Here is a 22,796-nt window from a genome sequence, read left to right on the forward strand (position 1 = left end):
TGCCGTCCCGCCCACCGCCGACAGCGCGGGCGACGGTGCCCCGCAGGACGGCTCGGCCCCCGCCGATTCCACGGACGGCAAACCATGAGCGCACGCTCCTCGCGTCTGGCCCGGGCGCTCATGGCCCTCGCTTGCCTGGTGGGGCTCACCGCCTGTGCCAGCCTGCCGGATTCCTCCGCCCCGCAGGCCCTGGGCACGCTGGAACGGCAACCCACCAGCGCCGGTCCCACCCCACCCATCTCCGGGCGCGAACCGGACCAGCTGCTGCGGGACTTCCTGCAAGCCACCGCGGACCCGACCAACCGGCACCAGGCGGCCCGGCAGTTCCTCTCGCCCTCGGCCAATGTGCGCTGGGACGACGCCGCCGGCACCACCATCGTCGATCGCCCGGACACACTCCGTGAGTCCCGTACCGCCGATACCGCCACGTATGTGATCCGAGCCCGCAAGATAGGCGAATTGGCCGCTGACAGCTCGTACAGGGCGGCGGAAGGCACCTTGGAGCAGAAGGTCGAACTGGTCAAGGTGGATGGCGAGTGGCGGGTCGACGAACTGCCGCCCGGCGTCATCGTCGAGCAGACCGCGTTCGCCAAGTCCTACAAGCGGTACTCGCTGTTCTTCCCGAACCTGGCGGGCGCGGCGATGGTTCCGGACCTGCGCTGGATCTCCGCGCGCAAGGACCAGCTGGCGCAGAAGCTGATCGGCATGCTGGCCGATGGACCGCAGAATGCGCTCGCCCCCGCCGTGCGCAACCCGCTCTCCGGCGGGGTGACGGTGCGCGGGCCGGTCAGCAAACCCAATGGCGAGACCGACAATGTCGGCGTCGGCGCGGGCGGCGTGCAGGTCGACTTCGCCGGGGCCTCGAGCCTGGATTCGAAAGCCAAGGAGCTCTTGGCCACCCAGACCGTGCTGACGCTGGCCGGCGCCGAGGTCATCGGACCCTACTTCCTGCTGGCCGATGGCAAACCCCTCGACGACCGGTACGCCACCATCGGCTGGAATCCGGCCGATGTGGAGGCGATGAGCCCGGACGCGGTGGCGCGCAATCGCGCAGGACTGCACGCGGTGCGCGACGGCTCGCTGGTCGCGGTCACCGAGAACGGCATCACCGCCGCGCCCGGCTTCTACGGCAGCACCCACGGCCTGCAATCGGTGGCGCTCTCGCCGGACGGGCAGCTGGTGGCCGCCGTAGCCGGATCCGGCCGTCCCGCACCCGAACCCGAACGCACGCTCATCATCGGCACCTATGACGGCCAGGGCTTCCCGGTCGCCACCGCCGGCACCTTCACCCGCCCGTCCTGGCCCGCCGACGGCAGCTCCGCCTGGACCGTGCAGGACGGTGACAAGGTGATTCGCGCCGTGCACGACCGCGGCACCGGCAATGTGTCGGTGCAGGAGGTGACCATCGGCGAATTGACCGCGCCCCCGGCCAATTCCGGCGCCAACGCCGCCACCGCGCCGCGCGGGCCGATCACCGAACTGCGCATCTCCCCGTCCGGGGCGCGCGCCGCGCTGATCGCCAACGGCAAGGTCTACGTGGCCGTGGTGACTCCGCAGGCGGGCGGGAAATACGCGCTCACCTCGCCGTTGCCGCTCGCGGTCGGCTTGAGCACGGCGGCCGTCACCCTGGACTGGCAGAACGACGAGAAGGTGATCGTCGGCCGCGAGGGCAATGTGGATCCGGTCGCCACCGTGCTGGTCGACGGCTCCGGCTTCCAGCCGCAGAGCACCCAGAACCTGACCCCGCCGGTACGGGTGGTCAGCGCCGCGCCCGATCACGAATACGTGGCCGATTCGCGCGCGGTGCTGGAGTTGACCCGCAATCCCGAAGGCGGCGAATACTTCTGGCGCGAAGTTCCCGGCCTGGGGGCCAATGCCATTCCGGTGCTGCCCGGATAAGCGCACACTGGAGGGCATGGGGGAGCTGCTGGAGCTGATCCTGCCGCGTGCCTGCGGCGGGTGCGGGCGGGCCGGAACCGCGTGGTGCGCAGCCTGTTCCGCCGCTCTCTCCGGTCCGCCCGTGCGCATCCGGCCGCGGGCCGACCCCGGGGTGCCGTGCTGGGCGCTGGCGTCCTATCGGGGCGCACCCAGGCGGGCCGTGCTGGCCGCCAAGGAGCATCGCCGGACGGATCTGGCCGCGCCGCTGGGGCTGGCGCTGGCCAGGGGGCTGGATTATTTGCGGGACGCGTCCCGGCCGCTGATTCTGGTCCCCGCGCCCAGCCGGGCGGCGGCCGCGCGCAGGCGCGGCGGTGACCCGGTGATCCGCGCGGCGCGCGTCGCCGCGAGTTGGCTACCGGATTGCCGACTGGTACGAATGTTGGGTTCCGGGGCGGGTGTGCGGGACTCCGCGGGCCTGAACGAGAGCGATCGCCAGCACAATCTGCGCGGGCGGATCATCGTAGCCCCCACCCGGCCGGATTCCGCCGGTTTTCCGGCAAATGCCGAGGTAGTGCTCATTGACGACGTACTGACAACCGGTACGACGGTGTCCGAATCGACCCGCGCGCTGGTTACCGCCGGAGTTCCGGTACGTGCCGTGCTGGTTACGTGTTCCGCTTGATTATTCGATATTTGCGTGAACACTGGCGGACAGGTCGCTGACGTACTACCGTCGCGATCAGACACCCGAACCGCAAGTTTGGAGGTGGCGCCTCGGACCATATGTGCCGAGCGAGTCAGTCGATCGGCACACGTTTCAATCCCGCCGCACGAGTGGCTTGTGCGGCCAGATCCGGGAGGTACGCGTGACGACTACTTCACGACCTTCAGCGAAGAACGCAGACACCGCTCTGCTGGACGATGAATTCAGCTCCGACGACCAATCCAGTCGGGCAACCAGTGCGGATGTCGTGGTCAAGGGACGAACCCTCGGTGAGGGTGGAGTGCCCGATCATTTCCGAATCCACGTGGCGGACAAGCTGTCTCGATTGGAGCGCTTCGACCCCACCATCTACCTGTTCGACGTGGAACTCACCCACGAACGCAACCGTCGTCAGCGTAAGAACTGCCAGCGGATAGAGATCACCGCCCGCGGTAAGGGCCCGGTCGTACGGGCCGAGGCCTGCGCGGACAGCTTCTACGCCGCCTTGGAACTCGCGGTGGAGCGGCTGGAAGGCCGGTTGCGTCGCCTCAAGGACCGCCGCCGCGTCCATCACGGGGACAAGACGCCGATCTCGGTCGCGGAAGCGACGGCCGGACTCATCGACGACTCCCTGTTCGCCGCCGCCTCGAACGGGGCCTCGGCTCACGATCACGGCTCCGATGAGCAGGACGAGGCCGGTCCCGGCCATGTGGTGCGCACCAAGACGCACCCGGCGATCCCGATGACGATCGACGATGCTCTCTACCAAATGGAGCTGGTCGGTCACGATTTCTTCATGTTCATGGACAAGGAGACCGACCGACCGTCGGTCGTCTATCGTCGCCACGCCTTCGACTACGGCCTCATCCGGCTCGCTTAGTTCTCTGGCGTAACCCACTTCCGACCGGGGCTTTCATCAGAGCCCCGGTCGTCCGACTCTCCAGCCCGTCCGACACTTGCTGTTACAGCATGTATCAGTTACAACTGACTGGTGAGTAAGAATCGTGCCGTCATCGTCGCCGGAGCGCGCACCCCCTTCGTGCGCGCCTTCACCGACTACACCCGGATGGACTCCATCGACCTGGCCGATGCCGCCGTGCGGGGGCTGCTCGAACGCACCGGGCTGCCGGGCGCGGCGGTGCAATCCATCGTGTGGGGCGGGGTCATCCTGCCCGCCGCCGCGCCGAACATCGCCCGCGAGATCGCCTTGGATCTCGGATTGGACCCGGGCTGTGAGGGTTACACGGTCACCCGCGCCTGCGCGTCCGGGCTGCAAGCGGTGGTCTCGGCGGCCGCGGCCATCGAACGCGGCGAGTACGACGTGATGATCGCGGGCGGCAGTGACTCGGTCAGCAATGCCGAGGTGAAGCTCCCGCAGAAGCTCATCCATGCCGCCGCGCCGCTGGCCCTGGGCAAGCCCAAGCCGAAGGACTACCTCACGGCCGCAACCCAACTCGCGCCGTTCTACGACCTGATGCCGAAGCGGCCGAAGATCGCCGAGCGCACCACCGGCGAGGTGATGGGTGAATCCGCCGAGAAGATGGCGCGCATTCACAATATCGGCCGCGCCGCCCAGGACCGGTTCGCCGTCCTGTCCCACCACCGGGCCGCCGCGGCCATCGAATCCGGCCGCTTCGACTCCGAAGTCCTGACCGTCACCACCCCCGACGGCACCCGCGTCACCCGCGACGGCCTGGTCCGCAAGGACACCAGCATGGCCAAATTGGCCAAGCTGCCACCGGTTTTCGCCGAACCGGGCACCGTCACCGCCGGCAACGCCAGCCCGCTCACCGATGGCGCGTCGGCCGTGCTGCTGATGAGCGAGGAGAAGGCGCGCGCGCTCGGCTACCAGCCGCTCGCCGCCTTCCGTTCCTGGAGCTTCGTCAGCGTGGACCCGCGTGACCAGGTCCTCATCGGCCCCGCCATCTCCATGCCGCGTGCGCTCGACAAGGCCGGAATGGCCTTGTCCGACATCGATTTCGTCGACATCCACGAGGCTTTCGCCGCCCAGACCCTGTCCGTGGTCTCGGCCCTGGCCAGCGCCGAATGGGCCAAGACCCGGCTCGACCGCGACACCGCCGTCGGCGAGATCGACCCCGAGCGCCTCAACGTGCACGGCGGGTCGGTCTCGCTCGGCCACCCCTTCGGCGCGACCGGCGCCCGCATGGTCACCACCATGGCCAACGAACTGGCTCGCACCGGCAAGTCCACCGCGTTGCTCGGAATCTGCGCTGCGGGCGGCATCGGCGCGTCGGCGGTGCTCGAACGCGTCTAGGTGACCGGCCGGGTCCCTGAAAATACCCTTCCAACCTGCATCTGCTCTGATCCGCCGGCCGCGGATACACCGGACCGCCGGTGTCACTGATGGGCCGCGCGGCGCCGGTCCCGGACTGGCGTGATCGAGAAAATTCGGCCCATTCGGTTTCGACCGGGTGGGCCGGAGTTATTCCAAGAGCAATGAGTAGATGAGGGAGTTGTGTGAGACATGGTGTGCAAGAGAGCCGTGGTCACGGCGATCGCCATGGCCACGACCGTATTGGGACTCGCGGGAACCGGTGTGGCGGTGGCCGATTCGACGCCGCAGGACGAGATGAAGGCAGTATTGCGGGACTACCGGGCGCATGCCGGAGAGCGATTCCAGGTGCACGGGCTGGTCTACTCCGACGCCGCCAACTGGACGTTGGCGTTCATCACCGGCGGTCCCACCGAGTTCTACACCCTGAACGGCGCGCGCGCCGAGCTGACCGGAGCCCGGATGCGCGAGGTCACGCAGGGTGACGAGTTCACCGGGACCATTACCGTCACCGGCCGATCGGGCAACGGCGACCCCGAGGTCACCCTCGATGAGGTGCGCGTCGTCGGGCACCAAACCCAGCCGATGCACTGACTCCCGCGTCACAGTGTGATCGAGGGAGCAAGCCGGGGCGGGGTTTCGGCTATTCGGCTGCCGGGGAACCGAATTGCTCCCAGTGGATCGCGGCCTCCAGCGGGCGGCGATCGCGCCAGCCGAACCGCTCGAGGTCGGGCACCGTCTGGAATTCGCGCACCGGGCCCACGCACAGCCACGCCACCGGCTTCACATGCGATGGCAGCCCGAGCATTTCGCTCAGGTACGGGGTGTCGTAGAAGCTGACCCAGCCCACCCCGATGCCTTCGGCGGTGGCCGCCAGCCACAAGTTCTGGATGGCGAGAACGGTCGAGTAGATGCCGGTTTCGGGGACTGTCGCCCGGCCGAGTACATGGGTGCCGCCGCGGGTCTGGTCGTGGGTGACCACGATCCCGGTCCCGGACTCGACAATTCCCTCGATCTTGATCGGATTGAAGGTCTCGGCTCGATCGGCGGGCAGTGAATCATTGAACTCCTGGCGCTTCTGCGCCACGTGCTCGGCGAACTTGGCCAGCATCGCCGGATCGCGCAGCACCACGAAATCCCACGGCATGGAATTGCCGACGCTGGGTGCGCGGTGCGCCGCCTCGAGAATGCGCAGCAGGGTCGCGTCCTCGACCACCGCCCCGGTGAATTCGGCCCGCACATCGCGGCGCAATCGAATCGCGTCGTAGACGCTCAGACATTCGGGGGACGCGATCGGGCCTTCGGAACACACGCCCCCCAGTGAACCAGGCGGAAGAACGCGAACGAAAACGCCCCCGTCGAATCGACGGGGGCGTCTCGGATTCCCGGGTGGCGGTCAGCCGGCCAGCGCGTGATCCTGGCGGCGGGACAGCCGGCGACGGCCCTCCTTCAGCGCGGTGCGCAGGCCACGGCGGCGACCGGTCATGGCGTCGATGGTCGGCGCACCGCCGAACACCTTCTCGGACTTGGTTTCCGGGGCGTCGTCGGTGCTGCGGGCCAGGTACTTGTTGGGCAGCGACAGCTTCATGATGGTGCGCCACGACTTGGCGTACTGCACCGGCAGCGAACCGGTGGTGTAGGGCAGGTCGTACTTGTCGCACAGGGCCCGCACCCGAACCGCGATGGAAGCCAGGTGGTTCGAGGGCAGATCGGGGAACAGGTGGTGCTCGATCTGGTGCGACAGGTTGCCGGTCATGAAGTGCAGCAGCGGCCCGCCGGAGATATTGGCCGAGCCCAGCATCTGGCGCAGGTACCACTCGCCCTGGGTCTCGCCGTCGATATCGGCCTTGGTGAACTTCTCGGCGCCGTCGGGGAAGTGCCCGCAGAAGATGACCGCGTTGGTCCATACATTGCGGATGACATTGGCGGTCAGGTTGGCGGTCAGCGTGCCGAAGAAGGCGGGACCGGTGAGCAGCGGGAAGATCAGGTAGTCCTTCGCGGCCTGCTTGCCGATCTTCTTCAGCACCAGATTGCGGTCCTCCTCGAACTGGATGCGTTCGGGGGAACCGGCCGGCCACTTCTTCTTGGCGACCTTGCCGAGCTCCAGATGCTGGATGGCGACGCCGTATTCGAAGAACATCTGCAAAAGCAGGTTGTACACCGGCTGGCCCAGGTAGAACGGGGTCCAGCGCTGGTCGCGGGTGACGCGCAGCAGGCCGTAGCCGATGTCGTCGTCCATGCCGAGGACATTGGTGTACTTGTGGTGCAGGAAGTTGTGGGTGATCTTCCAGTGCTCGGAGGGACCGGCGTTGTCCCATTCCCATTTGGTGGAGTGGATTTCCGGATCGTTCATCCAGTCCCACTGGCCATGCATGACGTTGTGCCCGATCTCCATATTCTCGATGATCTTGGCAACGCCGAGCATGGCGGTTCCGGCAATCCACGCCGGCGGGAAGAGGCTCGCGAAAAGCGCGGCGCGGCCACCGATTTCGAGGCCGCGCTGCAAACGGATCACCTTGCGAATGTAGGCCGCGTCTTTTTCGCCCCGGACGGATTCGACTTCGCGGCGAATCGAGTCGAGTTCCGCGCCGATAGCTTCTACGTCTTCGGGGGTGAGATGTGCGTATTCCTTGACATCCGAGATCGCCATGCAACTTACAGTACCGTAGGTTACGGCTCCGTAGGTTACGGACGATTGAATCCCTAGCGTGTCGAAGACCGCATTGTTTTCGACACCTTCATCTGCTAGCGATTACGGCGCAGCTTACCCGAGAGCGACCAGCGGCGCTTGGCTTCGGTGCGCAACGGTTCCGCCTTCGAACGCAGCAGTTCCTTTTCCGCCCTTGCCTTTTCCTGTAGGTTCACCTTCGCCTCGCGCAGCACTTCCTTCTCGTGCAGCGCCTTTTCCTTCAGCACCACCTTGGCCTCCTGCATGGCCGAACGCAGCCCGCGGCGCTGACCCGTCACCGGATCCACGCTCCACTGCGGCTGGTGCTCGGTCAGCCATTCGCTGTTCAGCGACGGCATCGACGGCAGGGTGATACCGGCGAACTTGCGCTCCGAGGACGTTTCCGGCGCATTGTCGGAGGTCGCCTTCAGCCAGCTGTCCGGCAGCGCCAGTTTGTGAATGGTGCGGAACGCCAGCAGATATTGCTTACCGATCGACCCGGTGGTGTACGGCAGGTCGTACTTCTCGCACAGCTCGCGCACCTTCGCCGACACCTCGGCGTACCGATTCGACGGCAGGTCCGGGAACATGTGGTGTTCGATCTGGTAGCTGAGGTTGCCGCTCATGAACGCCATCACCGGGCCGGAATTGAAATTCGCGCTGCCCAGCATCTGCCGCAGATACCATTCGCCCTGCGTCTCGTTCTCGAACTGGTCCACGGTGAACTTCTCCGCGCCGTCCGGGAAATGTCCGCAGAAGATGACCGCGTAAGCCCAGAGGTTGCGCACCAGGTTGGCGGTGGCATTGGCCTTCAGCGTCGACTTCCAGGCCGGACCGGTGAGCGCCGGATAGATCACGAAATCCTTGGCGACCTGCTTGCCCGCTTTGCGCCAGAACGCCTTGTTCGGCTCGGAGAACCAATCCTTGGGATCGACTCCCAGCTGCTCCTTCTGCGCCGACAGATCGTGCAGCGCGATGCCCCACTCGAACAGCGCGGCCAGCACCAGATTCGCGAACGGCTGCGCCAGATTGATGGGCCGCCATTCCTCGTCGCGAGTCATCCGCAGAATGCCGAAACCGAGATCCTCGTCCATGTCGAGGATGTTGGTGTACATGTGATGCGAGTAGTTGTGCGCGGCTTTCCACTGCTCGGAGGTGCCGGTCTGATCCCACTCCCAAGTGGTGGAGTGGATTTCGGGATCGTTCATCCAATCCCATTGCCCGTGGCTGATGTTGTGCCCGAGCTCCATGTTCTCGATGATCTTCGCGACCGAGAGCAGCGCGGTGCCGGTGAGCCAGGCCCAGCGCTTCTTGGACGCGAACAGGGTCGCCCGGCCCGCCGCCTCGATAATCCGTTGCGCGGCGATGGTGCGGCGGATGTACTTGGCATCGCGCGCACCGAGCGACAGTTCCACGTCGCGGCGAATCGTATCGAGTTCATGGCCCAGGGCCTCGATGTCCGAAGCCGAGAGATGGCTGAACGCTTTGATGTCGGTGATGGCCACCGGCAAATCCTTCCGTGGGTTTATCCGCCTCACACCGCTGTGCGGGTCCGCGGCCCCGGCGTCTCCAATGGAGGCACGAGCGGGGCCGCGTCAGGCTCGACTGCTATCGAGGGTAGCCGTTCTCGAGCCCGTCGGCCGAAGCCGGTCCGCGCGTCACACCTCGAGCGTGCAGTCGCCCGCCGCCGCCGAAACACAGGTCTGCACTTTCTCACCCGCGCGCTTCTCGTTTCCGTTGCGCAGATCGCGCACGTGACCGTCGGTGATGGTCACCACACAGGTCTGGCAGATGCCCATCCGGCAGCCGAACGGCATCTGCACGCCCGCGCCCTCACCGGCTTGGAGCAGCGTGGTCGCGCCGTCCACCTCGACGGTGCGGCCGGTCTTGCCGAAGGTGACCTTGCCGCCCTCGGCGCTGGCATTGCGTTCGATCTCGAACCGCTCCACGTGCAGCTTGTTCTCGATACCCGCTGCGGTCCAATGCTTCTCGATCTCGTCGAGCATGCCCAGCGGACCGCAGGCCCAGGTCTCGCGCTCGCGCCAGTCCGGGACCAGTTCGTCCAGATCGGCCAGCGCGAACTTGCCGTTCTCGCCGGTCAGATGCAGGTGGGCGGTGAAACTCGGGTGCTTGTCGTGCATTTCGCGCAGCTCGTCACCGAACATGACGTCGTCCGGGGTGCGCGCGGAGTGAATGTGCATGACATCCGGGACGCCGTCGCGGCGATCCATGGTGCGCAGCATGGCCATCACCGGGGTGATGCCCGAACCCGCGGTCAGGAACAGCACCTTGGCCGGCGGCGGCTCGGGCAGCACGAACCCGCCCTGCGGCGCGGCCAGGCGCACGATGGCGCCGACCGGCACGCCGCTGACCAGGTGGCTGGAGAGGAAACCCTCCGGCATGGCCTTCACCGCGATGGAGATGAGCCGCTTGCCCTTGTGCCCGGGATCGGTCCAATCCGGCGGGCAGGTCAGCGAATACGAGCGCCAATGCCAGCGGCCGTCCACCAGCACACCGATGCCGATGTACTGCCCCGGCTCGAACTTGAAGTCGAAGCCCCAGCCCGGCTTGATCACCAGGGTGGCTGCGTCCGCGGTCTCCTTGCGCACCTCCACGATGCGGCCGCGCAGCTCGCGCGCCGACCACAGCGGGTTCACCAGGTGCAGATAGTCGTCCGGCAACAGGGGAGTGGTGATGCGCGCCGCTGCTCCGCGCAGCGTGTCCAAGGGCGTGCGGCCCGCGGTCGAGCCGTCGGCCACGGGGGCCTCCAGCCATTCCCGCAGTCCCCGCACGGAGAAGCCCCCACTTTTCGATGCCATGTTCTGGAACGCTTTCCTGTCGTCGTGTGCGCTGGTGAGCGCGACCATCGCCGGCCGCGGCGGCATCGCCGCGGAGATGTCACAGCAAGGTTACGCTACCGTAGGTTACGGTGCCGCGACTGGACAGGAAAGACCTTCGGTACTGCCCCGGGGGTTCGGGGGCCTGGCCCCCGAAAACCATCTCTCAGAGCAGATCCAGCAGGAACGGCAGTTCCTGGGTGGCGTACCAAGCCAGCTGATGGTCCTCGGCATCACCGAGCACGAATTCGGCATCGGGATCGCCCATATCGGCGGCATCGATGATCTCCACGGCCTTCGACACCTCGGATTCGGCCTCGGCCAGATCCACGTGCACCGACGCGATCTGGTTGTAGGTGATCGGCCCCGAAAGCTTGACCACCGCATCGTCGAGATCCGGCCGCAGCGTCGCACCCGTCACGTCGGCGGCCACGACCGCCCGGCGGAAGATCGGCCCCGGCGCCGCCGTGTCCCCGGCATCCGCACCGTTCAGATCCGCGGCCGCCTGCTCCTCGGCCAGCAGGCGCAGCGACGCTCGCGCGGCCTCGGACATGGCGACCTCGGCCAGCTCCTCGTCATCACCCGAGGCGTACGCCTCGCGCAGCGCCGGCGTCACCGCGAACGCGGTATCCCCGATGGCCCGGATCTCCCGGTCCGCCACCAGCTCTCGCAGCATCGGCACGGTGGCCGGAACATAGACGCGCAGCTTCCCGGACGCGGACTCACTGGACGCAGGCACCGAGCATCTCCTCCATCGACTCGTGCACCGAAGCGGTCAGCACCGCGATATCGGCCATCGCGTCGCGGTCGGCGTTGAGTCCGTAGAACACCCGTCCGTCATAGGACGTGAGCCCGATGCTCAGAGCCTGAAAGCGCAGCAACGGCGACACCGGGTACATCTCCAGCATCCGCGCGCCGCCGATGTACATGGGCTGCTGCGGACCCGGCGCGTTGGTGATCACCAGATTGAACGTGTGCTCTGCAAAAGTACTCGCAGAGCGCACGCTCATGGCATGCAGGCTCGCCGGAGCGAATCCGGCCATGTGCACCAGGGTCCGGGCCCGCACCCCGCGCTGATGCCGCACGTGCGCCTCGGTGGCGTGCTTGATGTGCGACATGCGGATCACCGGATTCGCCTCGCCCACCGGCAGATCCACCACCAGCGAGGTCACCTCGCCGGCCGGTTTCAGCTCGCCGTTGGGGCCGTCCGCGTACACCGACATGGGCACGATCGCCCGCAGCGCGTCGGCCTCGGTGAGGATCTGGCCACGCGACAGCAACCAATTGCGCAGCGCGCCGGTGACCACCGCCAGGATGACGTCGTTGATCGAGCAGTCGAAGCGTTTGCGGATCTTGCGGTAGTCCTCCAGATCCGTGCGCACCACCTCGAACCGGCGATTGCGGGAGGTGCGGATGTTCAGCGGGCTGTCGGGTGCGCCGAGCGCCGCGGCCCGCAGCATCGACACCATCTTCTTGACGGCCTTGCCGGTGGCGTCGATCAGCGCGAACGCCTCGGCGCTGTGATGGCGGGCCACGTCCAGCGCCTCGCGCGGCTGGGTGGCCAGATGCAGGATCGCGCCGATCAGCAGCTCCACATCGGCCGGTTCCCGATGCGGCATCCAGGCGTCGTCGGCGACCTCGCGGGGGGCGGCCGAGGTGTCCAGGATCACGTGCCCGATCTCCAGCGCGGAATCGCCGTCCACCAGCGCCGAATGCGTCTTGGTGAAAATGGCGCAGCGCCCGCCGGAGAGCCCTTCGACGAAGTACATCTCCCACAGCGGCCGGGTGTTGTCCAGCGGCCGCGACGCCAGCCGGGCGACCAGGTCGAGCAATTGATCGTCGGTGCCCGGTTCCGGCAGCGCCGAACGCCGGATGTGATAGGTGATGTCGAAATTCGCGTCGTCCACCCAGACCGGGCGGCCCAGCTCGAACGGGATCTCGCGCACCTTGTTCCGATATCGCGGCACCAGCGGCAAACGCGATTCGACCAGTGTGAGCAGCCGTTCGTAATCCAGGGGCGCGTGTCCGGAATTCCCGCCCGGGGCGGGATTGCGCAGAATGGCGAGCGACCCGATATGCATCGGATTACTGCTCGATTCCAGCCGATAGAACGACGCGTCCTGCGGCGTCAGTCTGGTGATCACGCTGCCCGCTACTCCCTAAGTGCTCCGCATCGAGCCCGCATTTGTCCCCTGCCAGGCATCGACGCCCCCGTCCAGGTGTGCGGGCGCAAGCTTCCACACGACGGGCCGGTTCCATCGTACTTCAGAGGTCTCGAAAGGGCTTCGGCAGCAAAACGATTCGCCGGCGGATCAGCGCAGCTCATCGCTACCATCCGGAAGGATCCGGGCGGAACGTCAGGGGCCCGGCCACCGGCGACCCGCTCCCGCCCCGACCTCCGCCCGCGCACTTCGACGCCTACGATGGGCAGCGCATTACCATGGCATTGGTTGCGTGCCCGCGCGCCGACCTTTCCCGCCATGGCGGGGGCCAACGACACACCGACCAGAGGACTGACAAGACCCGTGCCTGCGCTGACGTTTTCGAGGTTGCTACGGATTGGTGAGGGTCGCACCGTCAAGCGGCTTGCGAACCTGGCCGACGAGGTCATCGCCCTGGATGAGGAGTTCACCGCCCTCTCCGACGCCGAATTGCAGGCCAAGACCGGCGAGTTCCAGCAGCGTTACGCGAACGGGGAGTCCCTCGACGAACTGCTGCTCGAGGCCTTCGCCACCGCCCGCGAGGCGTCCTGGCGCGTGCTCAACCAGAAGCACTACAAGGTGCAGATCATGGGCGGCGCGGCGCTGCACATCGGCAATGTGTCGGAGATGAAGACCGGTGAGGGCAAGACCTTGACCTGTGTGCTCCCCGCCTACCTGAACGCCATCTCCGGCGATGGCGTGCACGTGGTCACGGTCAACGACTACCTGGCCAAGCGCGATGCCGAGTGGATGGGCCGCGTGCACCGCTTCCTCGGCTTCGACGTGGGCGTCATCCTCGGCGGTATGAGCCCGGCCGAGCGCCGCGTGGCCTACGCCGCCGAGATCACCTACGGCACCAACAACGAGTTCGGCTTCGATTACCTGCGCGACAATATGACGCACTCGCTGGATGATCTGGTGCAGCGCGGGCACAATTTCGCCATCGTCGACGAGGTCGACTCGATCCTCATCGACGAAGCCCGTACCCCGCTCATCATTTCGGGTCCGGCCGACGCCTCCTCGAAGTGGTACGCCGAATTCGCGCGCATCGCGCCGCTTCTGAAGAAGGACCTGCACTACGAGGTCGATATCAAGAAGCGCACCATCGGCGTGCACGAGGCGGGCGTGGAGTTCGTCGAGGACCAGCTCGGTATCGACAATCTGTACGAGGCCGCGAATTCGCCGCTGGTCAGCTACCTGAACAATGCCGTCAAGGCCAAGGAGCTGTACACCCGCGACAAGGATTACATCGTCCGCGACGGCGAGGTGATCATCGTCGACGAGTTCACCGGCCGCATTCTGGTGGGACGCCGCTACAACGAGGGCATGCACCAGGCCATCGAGGCCAAAGAGGGCGTGGAGATCCAGCCGGAGAACCAGACCCTCGCCACCATCACGTTGCAGAACTACTTCCGCCTCTACGACAAGCTCTCCGGTATGACCGGTACCGCCGAGACCGAGGCGGCCGAGTTGCACCAGACCTACGACCTCGGCGTGGTCCCGATCCCGACCAACAAGCCGATGGTCCGCGTCGACCAGTCCGACCTGATCTACAAGACCGAAGAGGCCAAGTACTCCGCGGTCGCCGACGATATCGCCGAGCGCAACGAGAAGGGCCAGCCGGTGCTGGTCGGTACGACGTCGGTCGAGCGCTCGGAGTACCTGTCCAAGCTGCTGACCAAGCGCGGCATCGCGCACTCGGTGCTGAACGCCAAGTTCCACGAGCAGGAAGCGCAGATCGTCGCCGAGGCCGGACGGCCGGGCGCGGTCACCGTCGCCACCAACATGGCCGGTCGTGGTACCGATATCGTGCTGGGCGGCAACCCGGACATCATCGCCGACCTGCTGCTGCGCCGGCAGGGCTTGGACCCGGTCGAGACGCCCGAAGAGTACGAGGCCCAGTGGCACGCGACCCTGGAGCGGGTCAAGGAGCAGACCGAGGCGGATGCCGATGCGGTGCGTGAGGCCGGCGGTCTCTACGTGCTCGGCACCGAACGCCACGAGTCGCGGCGCATCGACAACCAGCTGCGCGGTCGTTCCGGCCGCCAGGGCGACCCGGGTGAGTCGCGGTTCTACCTGTCGCTGGGTGACGAGCTGATGCGGCGCTTCAACGGCGCGGCCCTCGAATCGATCATGACGCGGCTGAACCTGCCCGACGACGTGCCGATCGAGGCCAAGATGGTCTCGCGCGCCATCAAGTCCGCGCAGACCCAGGTCGAGCAGCAGAACTTCGAGATCCGCAAGAACGTTCTGAAGTACGACGAGGTCATGAACCAGCAGCGCAAGGTGATCTACGCCGAGCGCGCCCGCATCCTCGAAGGCGAGGATATGGAGGGCCAGGTGCAGGAGATGATCACCGACGTGATCACCGCCTACGTCAATGGCGCCACCGCCGAGGGCTATGTCGAGGACTGGGATCTGGCCAAGCTGTGGGGCGCGCTGAAGACGCTGTACCCCATCGGAATCGACTACAAGGACCTCACCGGCGAGAACGCCGACGGCGAGATCGGCGACCTGTCCCGCGAGGAGCTGCTGGACGCCGTCCTCGACGACGCGCACGGCGCCTACGAGGCCCGTGAAGCCGAGATCGACGGGCTGGCCGGCGCGGGCAGCATGCGCAATCTGGAGCGCCAGATCCTGCTGTCGGTGCTGGACCGCAAGTGGCGTGAGCACCTCTACGAGATGGACTACCTCAAGGAGGGCATCGGCCTGCGGGCGATGGCGCAGCGCGACCCGCTGGTCGAGTACCAGCGCGAGGGCTTCGACATGTTCGCCGCCATGCTCGAGGGCCTGAAGGAAGAGTCGGTCGGGTTCCTGTTCAACCTCCAGGTCGAGGTGCAGGCGCCGCAGCCCGCCGGGGTGCAGGTCGCCTCCGGACTGCAATCGCCGGTCGGCAACCGCCCGCTGCCCACCCAGGAGGCCGCGCCCGCCGGTAACGGCGCTCCGGCCGCGTTGCGGGCCAAGGGGATCGACGAGTCGGGTCCGCGTGGGCTGTCCTACTCGGGTCCGGCGGGCCCGGACGAGGGCGGTCGCGCGGCCGTGCACAGCGATGCCGAGGAGTACGGCGACGGTGACGGCGGCACCCGGCGGGAGCGCCGGGAAGCGGCGCGGGCGCAGGGTAAGCAGGATCGGGCGCCGAAGTCCAAGCGGCGTCGCTGAATTCGGCTCAGGCTGATTTCGAACCGAGGCGCCCCGGGTGGGAACACCCGGGGCGCTTTCGTTTTCGGCGAAACTTCGGTAAATGGATTGTGAACAGCGGGAGTGGTGAGATGCCAAGCCCGCTATGACATTTCGGGCTATTTGCTGCGTATCGGATGCTGGACGGTGGCTGGCTAGCGGTAATCGGTCGCCGAATCGCTTGCGGCGCGGGTTGGTGTTCGACCCCGAACGCGTTTCGTTACATGTGATTTCCTGCATAGCGCATGGCGTTAACGAATTTGATTGCCGGTAATTAACCGCGCAATACTGCGGAGCGTGCATATCGAGGGGTTGGGGATGTTCGGACGGGACCGCGAACAACGACATATCGACCGGGTCCTGACCACGGCCCGCTCCGGACGCTCGGCCACCCTCGCCCTCTACGGCGAATCCGGCATCGGCAAATCCGCGCTTCTTCGTGACGCCATCGCCCGCGCCGACGGCTTCCAACTGCTCGAATGTCACGGCCGCGCCGCCGAATCCCCCTTCGCTTACGCCGCCCTCCACGAACTTCTCCTCCCGCTGACGGGGTCCGGAGCCGAGGCGGGAAGCGCGGCGGACGCCTGGAGCACACTGCCCGCTCCGCAAGCGCAGGCGCTGGCTCGCGCGCTGGGTGTCGAACCCGGTGCGGCCGACGGGTTCCTGGTCGGGGCCGCATTGGTGACCCTGCTGTCGCGGCTGGCCGCCACCGGGCCGGTCTTGCTGGTCGTCGATGACGCGCAGCTGCTCGACGCCGCCAGCGTGCACGCGTTGCTGTTCGCGCTGCGGCGGTTGGCGGCCACGCCGATCGCGCTGCTGTGCGCTTTGCGGGAGGATCCGGCGACCACGGTCTGGCACCGGCTGCCCGCGCTGCCGCTGAACGGTCTCGACGAACCGGCCGCCCGGCAGCTGCTCACCCGGCGGTGCGGCGAGATCGGTGCGTTGCGTGCGGCGCGGATACTCGCGGCGGCCGCCGGAAATCCCCTGGCCCTGTGCGAATTGCCCATCACGGCAGAGGAATTCGCGGGCATCGCGCGCGGCCCCGTCCCACTCGGCCCCAGGCTGCGCCGCACCTTCGAAGACCGCCTGTCCGCGCTCCCGGATGCCCTGCGCAGCCTGCTCACCGTCGTCGCCGCCGAGGACTCCGGTGCGTTGTGCACCGTCAGCCGGGCCGCCATCACGCTCGGCATCCCCGAAACCGCCTGGGAACAAGCCGAATCCGCCGCCCTGCTCACCATCGGCGACGGCCGCGTCGACATGCGCGACCGTCTCCTGTGCGCCGCCGCCTACGACGCCGCCACCCCGCAGCAGCGCCGCGCCGTCCACCGCGCCCTGGCCGCCGCCGCGACCCAGCCCGAACATCGCCACTGGCACGAAGCCGCAGCATTGGACGGCCCGCACGAACCGACCGCCACCGCTCTCACGCGCATCGCCCACCAACTCGGCGGCCTGGTCTCCACCGCCCGGGTGACCGGCACGCCACACGACACCTCGCCCTCGAACATCCGTGAAACGCCCCATGCCTTGTCACCCGCGGACACGCATGGCCCGCACAGTGATGAGCCCTGGCGCTCGGACAACGGTTCTGCCTCGGCGGAGCCCACCGCCGCCGGGATCGCGTCCGGTCGGGATGACGCGGCTGCGCCGGATCCGGTGGTGGGGTTCGCGTCTAGTCGGGGTGGTGCGGCTGCGCCGGATCCAGTGGTGGGGTTCGCGTCTAGTCGGGGTGGTGCGGCTGCGCCGGATCCGGTGGTGGGGTTCGCGCCTAGTCGGGGTGGTGCGGCCGCGCCGTACCCGGTGGTGGGGTTCGCGTCCGGTCGGGGTGGTGCGGCTGCGCCGGATCCGGTGGCCGGGATCGCGTCCGGTGTGGATGGTGTGGTTGTGCCGGGTGCGGTGGTCGCGTTCGCGGGAGGTGCGCGGTCGTCGGTCGGGGCGTTGGGGGCGGCGGCGTTGTTGCGGCGGGCCGCCGCTATCACGCCGGATGCGGGGGATGCGGGGGAGCGGCTGGCGACGGCGGCTCGATTCGCTTGGGCCGGTGGGGATATCGAGTCGGCGCGGCGGCTGCTGGAGCGGGCGGGGGAGCGGATCGGGGCCGAGCGGGTGGCGGCGGCCAGCGGGGGGATGGCGGGGCTGCTGGAGTTCGTCGGCGGGGAGCCGGAGCGGGCCGGCGCCCTGTTGTTGCGGGACGCGGCGGTCGTGGGCGGGGAGGCGGGGGAGAGCCTGCGGGAGCTGGCGGAGCGGGCGCGGTGGGCGGCGGGGCACGATGACGCGCATCCGGTGCCGACGCGGTTCGATGTCTTCCGGACCGCGCCGCACATCAGCACCGCCATGCATCAATTGCCGCCCGCGCCATTGGTTTTGATGTGGGGGCTGGCCGATACGGCCTTGCAGCCGTACGCGGAGGCGGCCGCCTATCTGCGCGGGGTGTCGCGGTCGGCGGCGCTGCTGATGTTGCCGCAGTTGGGAATTGTGCAGTTCGCCACCGGACGCTGGGATTCGGCCGCCGCCACGGTGGCGGAGGGACTGGAGCTGGCCCGGCCCGATGACGCGGGGAACGTACTGGCGCAGTGCTTGAACCTACAGGCGAAAATCGCTTCGCTGCGCGGAGATTCGGATACCGCGTTGGAAAACCTGGACCGCGCACTGGCTTTGGCGCGACCGCAGCGGTCGCGGGCGCTGATCGCCTCCTCGCATTGGCATCTCGGCTTCCACGCCCTCTCCGCCGGTGACCCGGAGACCGCCTACCTGCGTCTGCGCACGCTCGCCCAGCCCGGTCACGACGCCCGCCACCTCACCTACGCGCGCCTGGCCGCCCTGGACATGGTCGAGGCCGCGCACCGGGTCGGCCGCCTCACCGACGCCACCGCCTACTACGAGACCATTCGCGACTGGGCGATCCGCTCCCGCGCCGACTGGGCCATCGCCGCCGCGCATGCCTGCCGCGCCCTGCTGAGCCCGGATCAGCAGGCGGAGTATCACTTCCGACGCGCGCTCGCCCAGCGCCGCACCCCCCGCCATGATCTCGGGCATGCCCGTACCCGGCTGCTCTACGGCAAATGGTTGCGGCGTGCTCGCCGGCGCGGCGACGCGGCCGAGCAATTGGTCGCGGCGCGGGAAGCCTTCGGCTATATGGGCGCGACGCCGTGGGTCGAACGCGCGCAGCAGGAACTCGAGCTGACCGGTCGCCGCCCGGCTCCCGCCACCGGCCACAGCACCGATCCGGTGCTCACCGCCCAGGAGTTGCGGGTGGCGCGGCTGGCCGCCCAGGGTTTGACGAATCGGGCGATCGGCGCGGAACTGGTGCTGAGCCCGCGCACGGTCGGCCATCACCTGTCCCGGATCTTCGGGAAACTGGGTTTGGCGGGCCGCGCCGAACTCGCCGATATCGACTTCGACAATGGCTTGCGCATCATCCGCCCGCGTTGAGCGGCAAGGGTTTCCGTGTCAGTCGAGTTGCACCGATTCGCCCCAATAGCGGGGATCCCAATTGATGAGAATCATGCCGGCCACGCTGCCGGCGCAGGGCCCGCAGGAATTCACGTGGATGTGGCTGTCCACATCGGTGCCGCCGTCGAGCATGGCGCGGGTGGAAAGCCAGACGGCGCGCAGATAGAGCACGGCGGCCCGGCCGCAGCGCACGCATTCGGGCAGCGGCTGCCCGTCGTCGTTGCGGCCCACGCGGACCTCCGGCGCGACCGGTGCGCCCGGGCCGAGATCGTTGTCTAGGAGCGGCGAAAAATCATTGCGCTCATGGTCTTCCACGTCGGCAGGCTAGCGACTTCCGGCGCTTGGCGCATCCCCGGCGAATGCCGTCGCGTCGATTCCCGTCGAAAGGAACTCGGGATGTCCTCTTTCGGGGTCTGCCGAGCGTAATTCCGATCAGAGAACTTTCTGGTAAGTCGGCCGGGAATGTAATTCGAAATCCCGTATGGGGGCGCGATGGCGGGTGTTGCGGCGAGCCGGTTGGTCGGTCTGCGGCCGGTACAGCTGCCGGTCGTCGATGGTCGGCGAATCCGCCCAGGTCGAGCCCGGGTTCCGCAGTATCTGGTTTGAAGTTCTATGTGACGGGTATCGAGTACTTGGAATCCCCGACAGCCCCCAACATCATGGGCAACGGTCGCTATATCGGTCACTGTATCGGTCGGTCAAATGTGACCGATATGTGATATTCGCGTGATATCTCTTTGATCAGGATGAAGTGGGGCGAGGGAATTGATTGCCGACCGATTGCCATGGTGGCCGGCAGCGGGCATGAACACGGTCTGCTCGGACGGGGAGCCGAGCAGACCTGTGCGCAGGAGATGCTGGCCGCGGCACGTACCGGCCGCGGTGCGAGCCTGGTGTTCCGGGGCGACCCCGGAACCGGTCGCACCGCGTTGCTGCGCGATATCGCGCACCGCGCCAAGGGCTTCCGCATCCTCACCTGCAACGGTGCGGCAGCCGAAGCCGAGCTGCCCTACGCGGCCCTGCACGAGCTCCTGCTGCCCCTCGAAACCCGCCTGACCGCCCTCCCCGCACCCCAAGCCGTCGCCTTGGGCGCCGCCCTGGGTCACCATTTCGAGGCGATGGGCGATCTCGCTCGCGGTCGGCACCCGGGTGCGGTCGACGGGTTCCTGGTGGGTGCCGCCCTGGTCACCCTGCTGTCCGCGGCCGCCGCCGAACGCCCGCTGCTGCTCCTGCTCGACGATGCGCATTTCATCGACCGCGCCACGGCGCAAGCCCTCGTCTTCGCCATTCGCAGGCTCGCAGCGAGCCCGGTGGTGCTGCTGGCCGCCCTCCCTGAAGAGCCCGCCGCCACCCCGTGGGAGGGCTTGCCGGGGCATCGATTGCCCGCGCTCTCCGATGTCGACGCCCGGCTGCTGCTGGCCCGTCGTGGTCGTTCCCTCGGAGCGGCCCGCACCGCTCGCGCCCTGGCCGTCGCCGCCGGAAATCCCCTCGCCCTGCGGGAACTCCCCGTCGACGCCGAGGAATTCGCCGGAATCGCCTGGGGCCCGGTCCCGCTCGGCCCGCGCCTCCGCTCGGCCTTCGCCTCCCGGCTCGCCGCTCTCTCGCCGGGCCTGCGCACCCTGCTGGCCGTGGCCGCCGCCGAGGATCGCGGCATCATCGCTACCGTCACCGCGGCCGCCGGCACTCTCGGCGTCACCGCCCCCGACTGGGAACAAGCGCTCACCACCGGCTTGCTGGCCCTCGGCGACGGCCGGGTGGAGCAACGCCACCGCCTGCTCTGCAATGCCGCCTACGATGCTTCCTCGCGTGCGCAGCGCCGCGCCATCCACCGTGCGCTCGCCGCCACGCTCGCCCCCTCGGAACCTCCGGACCAGCGCGATGAACCTGTGCCGCAACCGGATTCCGACGCCCGCGCTTCATCACCACGCGCGGCCGCACCCGTAACGCCTCCGCTCGATGGCGGTTCGGCGGAGGGGGATGCGGATCTGCGGAACTGGCACAGTTCCATGGCGGTAGAAGGGCCGGATGGGGAGCTCTCGGCGGCGCTTGCCGCCGGGGCGGAGCGGGTGCGGGCGCGCTACGGTCCGGCTGCCGCCGCGGCGGTACTGCGGCGGGCGGCGGCGATCACGCCGGATTCGGACGATGCCGGAATGCGTTTGTCCAAGGCGGCCCGATTCGCTTGGGACAGCGGGGATATCGAATCGGCGCGCCGGCTGCTGGCATTGGCGGGGACGCGGACTTCGGCTACGGCGGTGGCGGCGGCCGGGGGTGGGCTGGCCGGGATGCTGGAGATGATCACCGGCGATATCGCGCGGGCGGGCACCATGCTGTTGCGGGACACGGCCGTGGTGGATGCGGGGGCGGCGGCCGAATTGCGTTTGCTGGCTTCGCGATCGCGCTGGTCGACCGGTGCGGATGACGCGGAGCCGATCGGCAGCCAGCTCGATATGGCCGATGCGGCAACGCATCCCGCGCAGGCGGCCCGGCTGCTGCCGCCGGCCGCGCAGATCATGGAGTGGGGGCTGGCGGGCCGGGCCGTGGAGTCCTATACCCGGGTGGCATCGCAGTTGCGGGTCGCCGGTTCACGCACCGGCGCCATCGGTTTGCTCCCGCAGCTGGCTTTGCTGCAATTGGCGACCGGCCGCTGGGAGGCCGGAAAGTCCACGCTGGCCGAGGCTTTCGAGCTGGCGCAGGCCGGTGACACCGCCAATGTGCTGGCGCAATGCTGGACGGTGCGCGCCCGCCTGGCCGCGCTGCGCGGTGATGCCGCCACCGTCGCCGAGAGCGCGGAGCAAGCACTCGCCCTGGCCCGCCCGCGCAATGCCACCGTCCTGATCGCCGCCGCCTACTGGCATCAGGGCTTCCACGCCTTGACCGTCGGCGACCCCGAAACCGCCCACCTGCGGCTGCGCGCCCTGGTCGCTCCCGGTCACGAGGCCCGCCATCCCACCCTGGCCCGCCTGGCCGCCGTCGACCTGGTGGAGGCCGCCACCCGTGCCGGCCGCTTCGACGAGGCCACCGACTACGCCGACCTGATCCGCGCCTGGGCCCTGCGCACCCGCGCCCCCTGGGCCATCGCCGCCGCCTACACCTGCAACGCCCTGCTCAGCGAGGACGACAAGGCCGACCACAGCTACCGCCGCGCCCTGGCCGTGGACGCCGCCGGCCACCACACGTTCGCCCGCGCCCGCATCCAGCTCCTCTACGGCAAATGGCTCCGCCGCGCCCGCCGCCGCCGCGACGCCGCCGAGCAATTGCGCACCGCCGCAGAAGCTTTCGACCTGATGGACGCCGCCCCCTGGTCCTTCAGCGCCCGCCGCGAACTGGACCTGACCGTCCCCCGCCCCAAAATCCCCACCACTCTCGGCGACAACCCCCTCACCATGCAAGAACTCAAAGTCGCCCAACTGGCAGCCCAAGGCATGACCAACCGCGAGATAGCCGCCGAACTGATCCTCAGCCCCCGAACCGTAGGCCACCACCTCTCCCGAATCTTCGAAAAGCTCGGCCTCAGCGGCCGCGGCGAACTGGCCCGAGTCGACTTCGACAACGGCCTCCGCATCATCCGCCCCCACTGAAACCGCGTGCAGTG

The 22,796-nt window shown here is 68.1% G+C and carries 15 protein-coding genes; 8 read left to right on the forward strand and 7 right to left on the reverse strand.

All coding sequences use genetic code 11. From position 1 onward, the window contains the following. Nucleotides 1–84: 84 nt before the first annotated feature. From lpqB to NI1_RS10655, 5 genes are all read left to right on the forward strand, one after another. Nucleotides 85–1,899 (forward strand): MtrAB system accessory lipoprotein LpqB, encoded by a 1,815-nt coding sequence (gene lpqB, locus NI1_RS10635; RefSeq protein ID WP_084522894.1) that lies wholly within the window; start codon nucleotides 85–87, stop codon nucleotides 1,897–1,899. A 16-nt stretch (nucleotides 1,900–1,915) separates the two neighbouring features. After that, nucleotides 1,916–2,560 (forward strand): ComF family protein, encoded by a 645-nt coding sequence (locus tag NI1_RS10640; RefSeq protein WP_067817477.1) that lies wholly within the window; start codon nucleotides 1,916–1,918, stop codon nucleotides 2,558–2,560. A 184-nt stretch (nucleotides 2,561–2,744) separates the two neighbouring features. Then, nucleotides 2,745–3,461, forward strand: a complete 717-nt coding sequence (hpf, locus tag NI1_RS10645; RefSeq protein WP_084522995.1) for a ribosome hibernation-promoting factor, HPF/YfiA family — start codon at nucleotides 2,745–2,747, stop codon at nucleotides 3,459–3,461. A 111-nt stretch (nucleotides 3,462–3,572) separates the two neighbouring features. Next, nucleotides 3,573–4,856: an acetyl-CoA C-acyltransferase gene (locus NI1_RS10650; protein WP_281179485.1), complete on the forward strand. Its 1,284-nt coding sequence runs from the start codon at nucleotides 3,573–3,575 to the stop codon at nucleotides 4,854–4,856. 210 nt (nucleotides 4,857–5,066) lie between these two features. Next, nucleotides 5,067–5,468 carry a hypothetical protein gene (locus NI1_RS10655; protein WP_067817480.1) on the forward strand — a complete coding sequence of 134 codons (402 nt, stop codon included), beginning with the start codon at nucleotides 5,067–5,069 and terminating at the stop codon, nucleotides 5,466–5,468. Nucleotides 5,469–5,517: 49 nt separating this feature from the next. Here the strand turns inward: NI1_RS10655 and bluB are convergent, their stop codons facing one another. The 6 genes from bluB to NI1_RS10685 all read right to left on the reverse strand — a co-directional run bounded on the left by bluB (nucleotide 5,518) and on the right by NI1_RS10685 (nucleotide 12,523). After that, nucleotides 5,518–6,150: a 5,6-dimethylbenzimidazole synthase gene (bluB, locus tag NI1_RS10660; protein WP_067818188.1), complete on the reverse strand. Its 633-nt coding sequence runs from the start codon at nucleotides 6,148–6,150 to the stop codon at nucleotides 5,518–5,520. Nucleotides 6,151–6,270: 120 nt separating this feature from the next. After that, nucleotides 6,271–7,524, reverse strand: coding sequence for a fatty acid desaturase family protein (locus NI1_RS10665; RefSeq protein ID WP_067817481.1), 1,254 nt, complete (start codon nucleotides 7,522–7,524; stop codon nucleotides 6,271–6,273). A 95-nt stretch (nucleotides 7,525–7,619) separates the two neighbouring features. After that, entirely contained in the window at nucleotides 7,620–9,047 is a 1,428-nt protein-coding gene (locus NI1_RS10670; RefSeq protein ID WP_067817483.1) for a fatty acid desaturase family protein, read from the reverse strand. A gap of 153 nt (nucleotides 9,048–9,200) precedes the next feature. Continuing rightward, a complete protein-coding gene (locus tag NI1_RS10675) occupies nucleotides 9,201–10,361 on the reverse strand; it encodes a ferredoxin reductase (RefSeq protein WP_067818191.1) in 1,161 nt (386 codons plus the stop codon). Nucleotides 10,362–10,545: 184 nt separating this feature from the next. After that, nucleotides 10,546–11,055, reverse strand: coding sequence for a DUF6912 family protein (locus NI1_RS10680; RefSeq protein ID WP_174564482.1), 510 nt, complete (start codon nucleotides 11,053–11,055; stop codon nucleotides 10,546–10,548). Nucleotides 11,056–11,101: 46 nt separating this feature from the next. Further along, nucleotides 11,102–12,523 carry a WS/DGAT/MGAT family O-acyltransferase gene (locus NI1_RS10685; protein ID WP_067817485.1) on the reverse strand — a complete coding sequence of 474 codons (1,422 nt, stop codon included), beginning with the start codon at nucleotides 12,521–12,523 and terminating at the stop codon, nucleotides 11,102–11,104. A 381-nt stretch (nucleotides 12,524–12,904) separates the two neighbouring features. On the opposite strand from NI1_RS10685, the gene secA reads away from it, so the two are divergent. Together secA and NI1_RS10695 are read left to right on the forward strand one after the other, a co-directional pair. Further along, nucleotides 12,905–15,739, forward strand: coding sequence for a preprotein translocase subunit SecA (gene secA, locus NI1_RS10690; protein ID WP_067817488.1), 2,835 nt, complete (start codon nucleotides 12,905–12,907; stop codon nucleotides 15,737–15,739). Nucleotides 15,740–16,075: 336 nt separating this feature from the next. After that, nucleotides 16,076–19,183, forward strand: coding sequence for an AAA family ATPase (locus tag NI1_RS10695; RefSeq protein WP_067817490.1), 3,108 nt, complete (start codon nucleotides 16,076–16,078; stop codon nucleotides 19,181–19,183). 18 nt (nucleotides 19,184–19,201) lie between these two features. On the opposite strand, the gene NI1_RS10700 is transcribed toward NI1_RS10695, so the two are convergent. Beyond that, the gene (locus NI1_RS10700; protein WP_067817499.1) at nucleotides 19,202–19,519 is read right to left on the reverse strand and encodes a hypothetical protein; all 318 of its coding nucleotides are present in this window, start codon (nucleotides 19,517–19,519) and stop codon (nucleotides 19,202–19,204) included. 470 nt (nucleotides 19,520–19,989) lie between these two features. Here NI1_RS10700 and NI1_RS10705 point away from each other — a divergent pair, with 470 nt between their 5' ends. Next, the gene (locus tag NI1_RS10705) at nucleotides 19,990–22,782 is read left to right on the forward strand and encodes a helix-turn-helix transcriptional regulator (protein ID WP_169815558.1); all 2,793 of its coding nucleotides are present in this window, start codon (nucleotides 19,990–19,992) and stop codon (nucleotides 22,780–22,782) included. Nucleotides 22,783–22,796: the final 14 nt, after the last annotated feature.

The sequence above is a fragment of the Nocardia inohanensis NBRC 100128 genome (assembly GCF_001612945.1).
Lineage (GTDB): Bacteria > Actinomycetota > Actinomycetes > Mycobacteriales > Mycobacteriaceae > Nocardia > Nocardia inohanensis.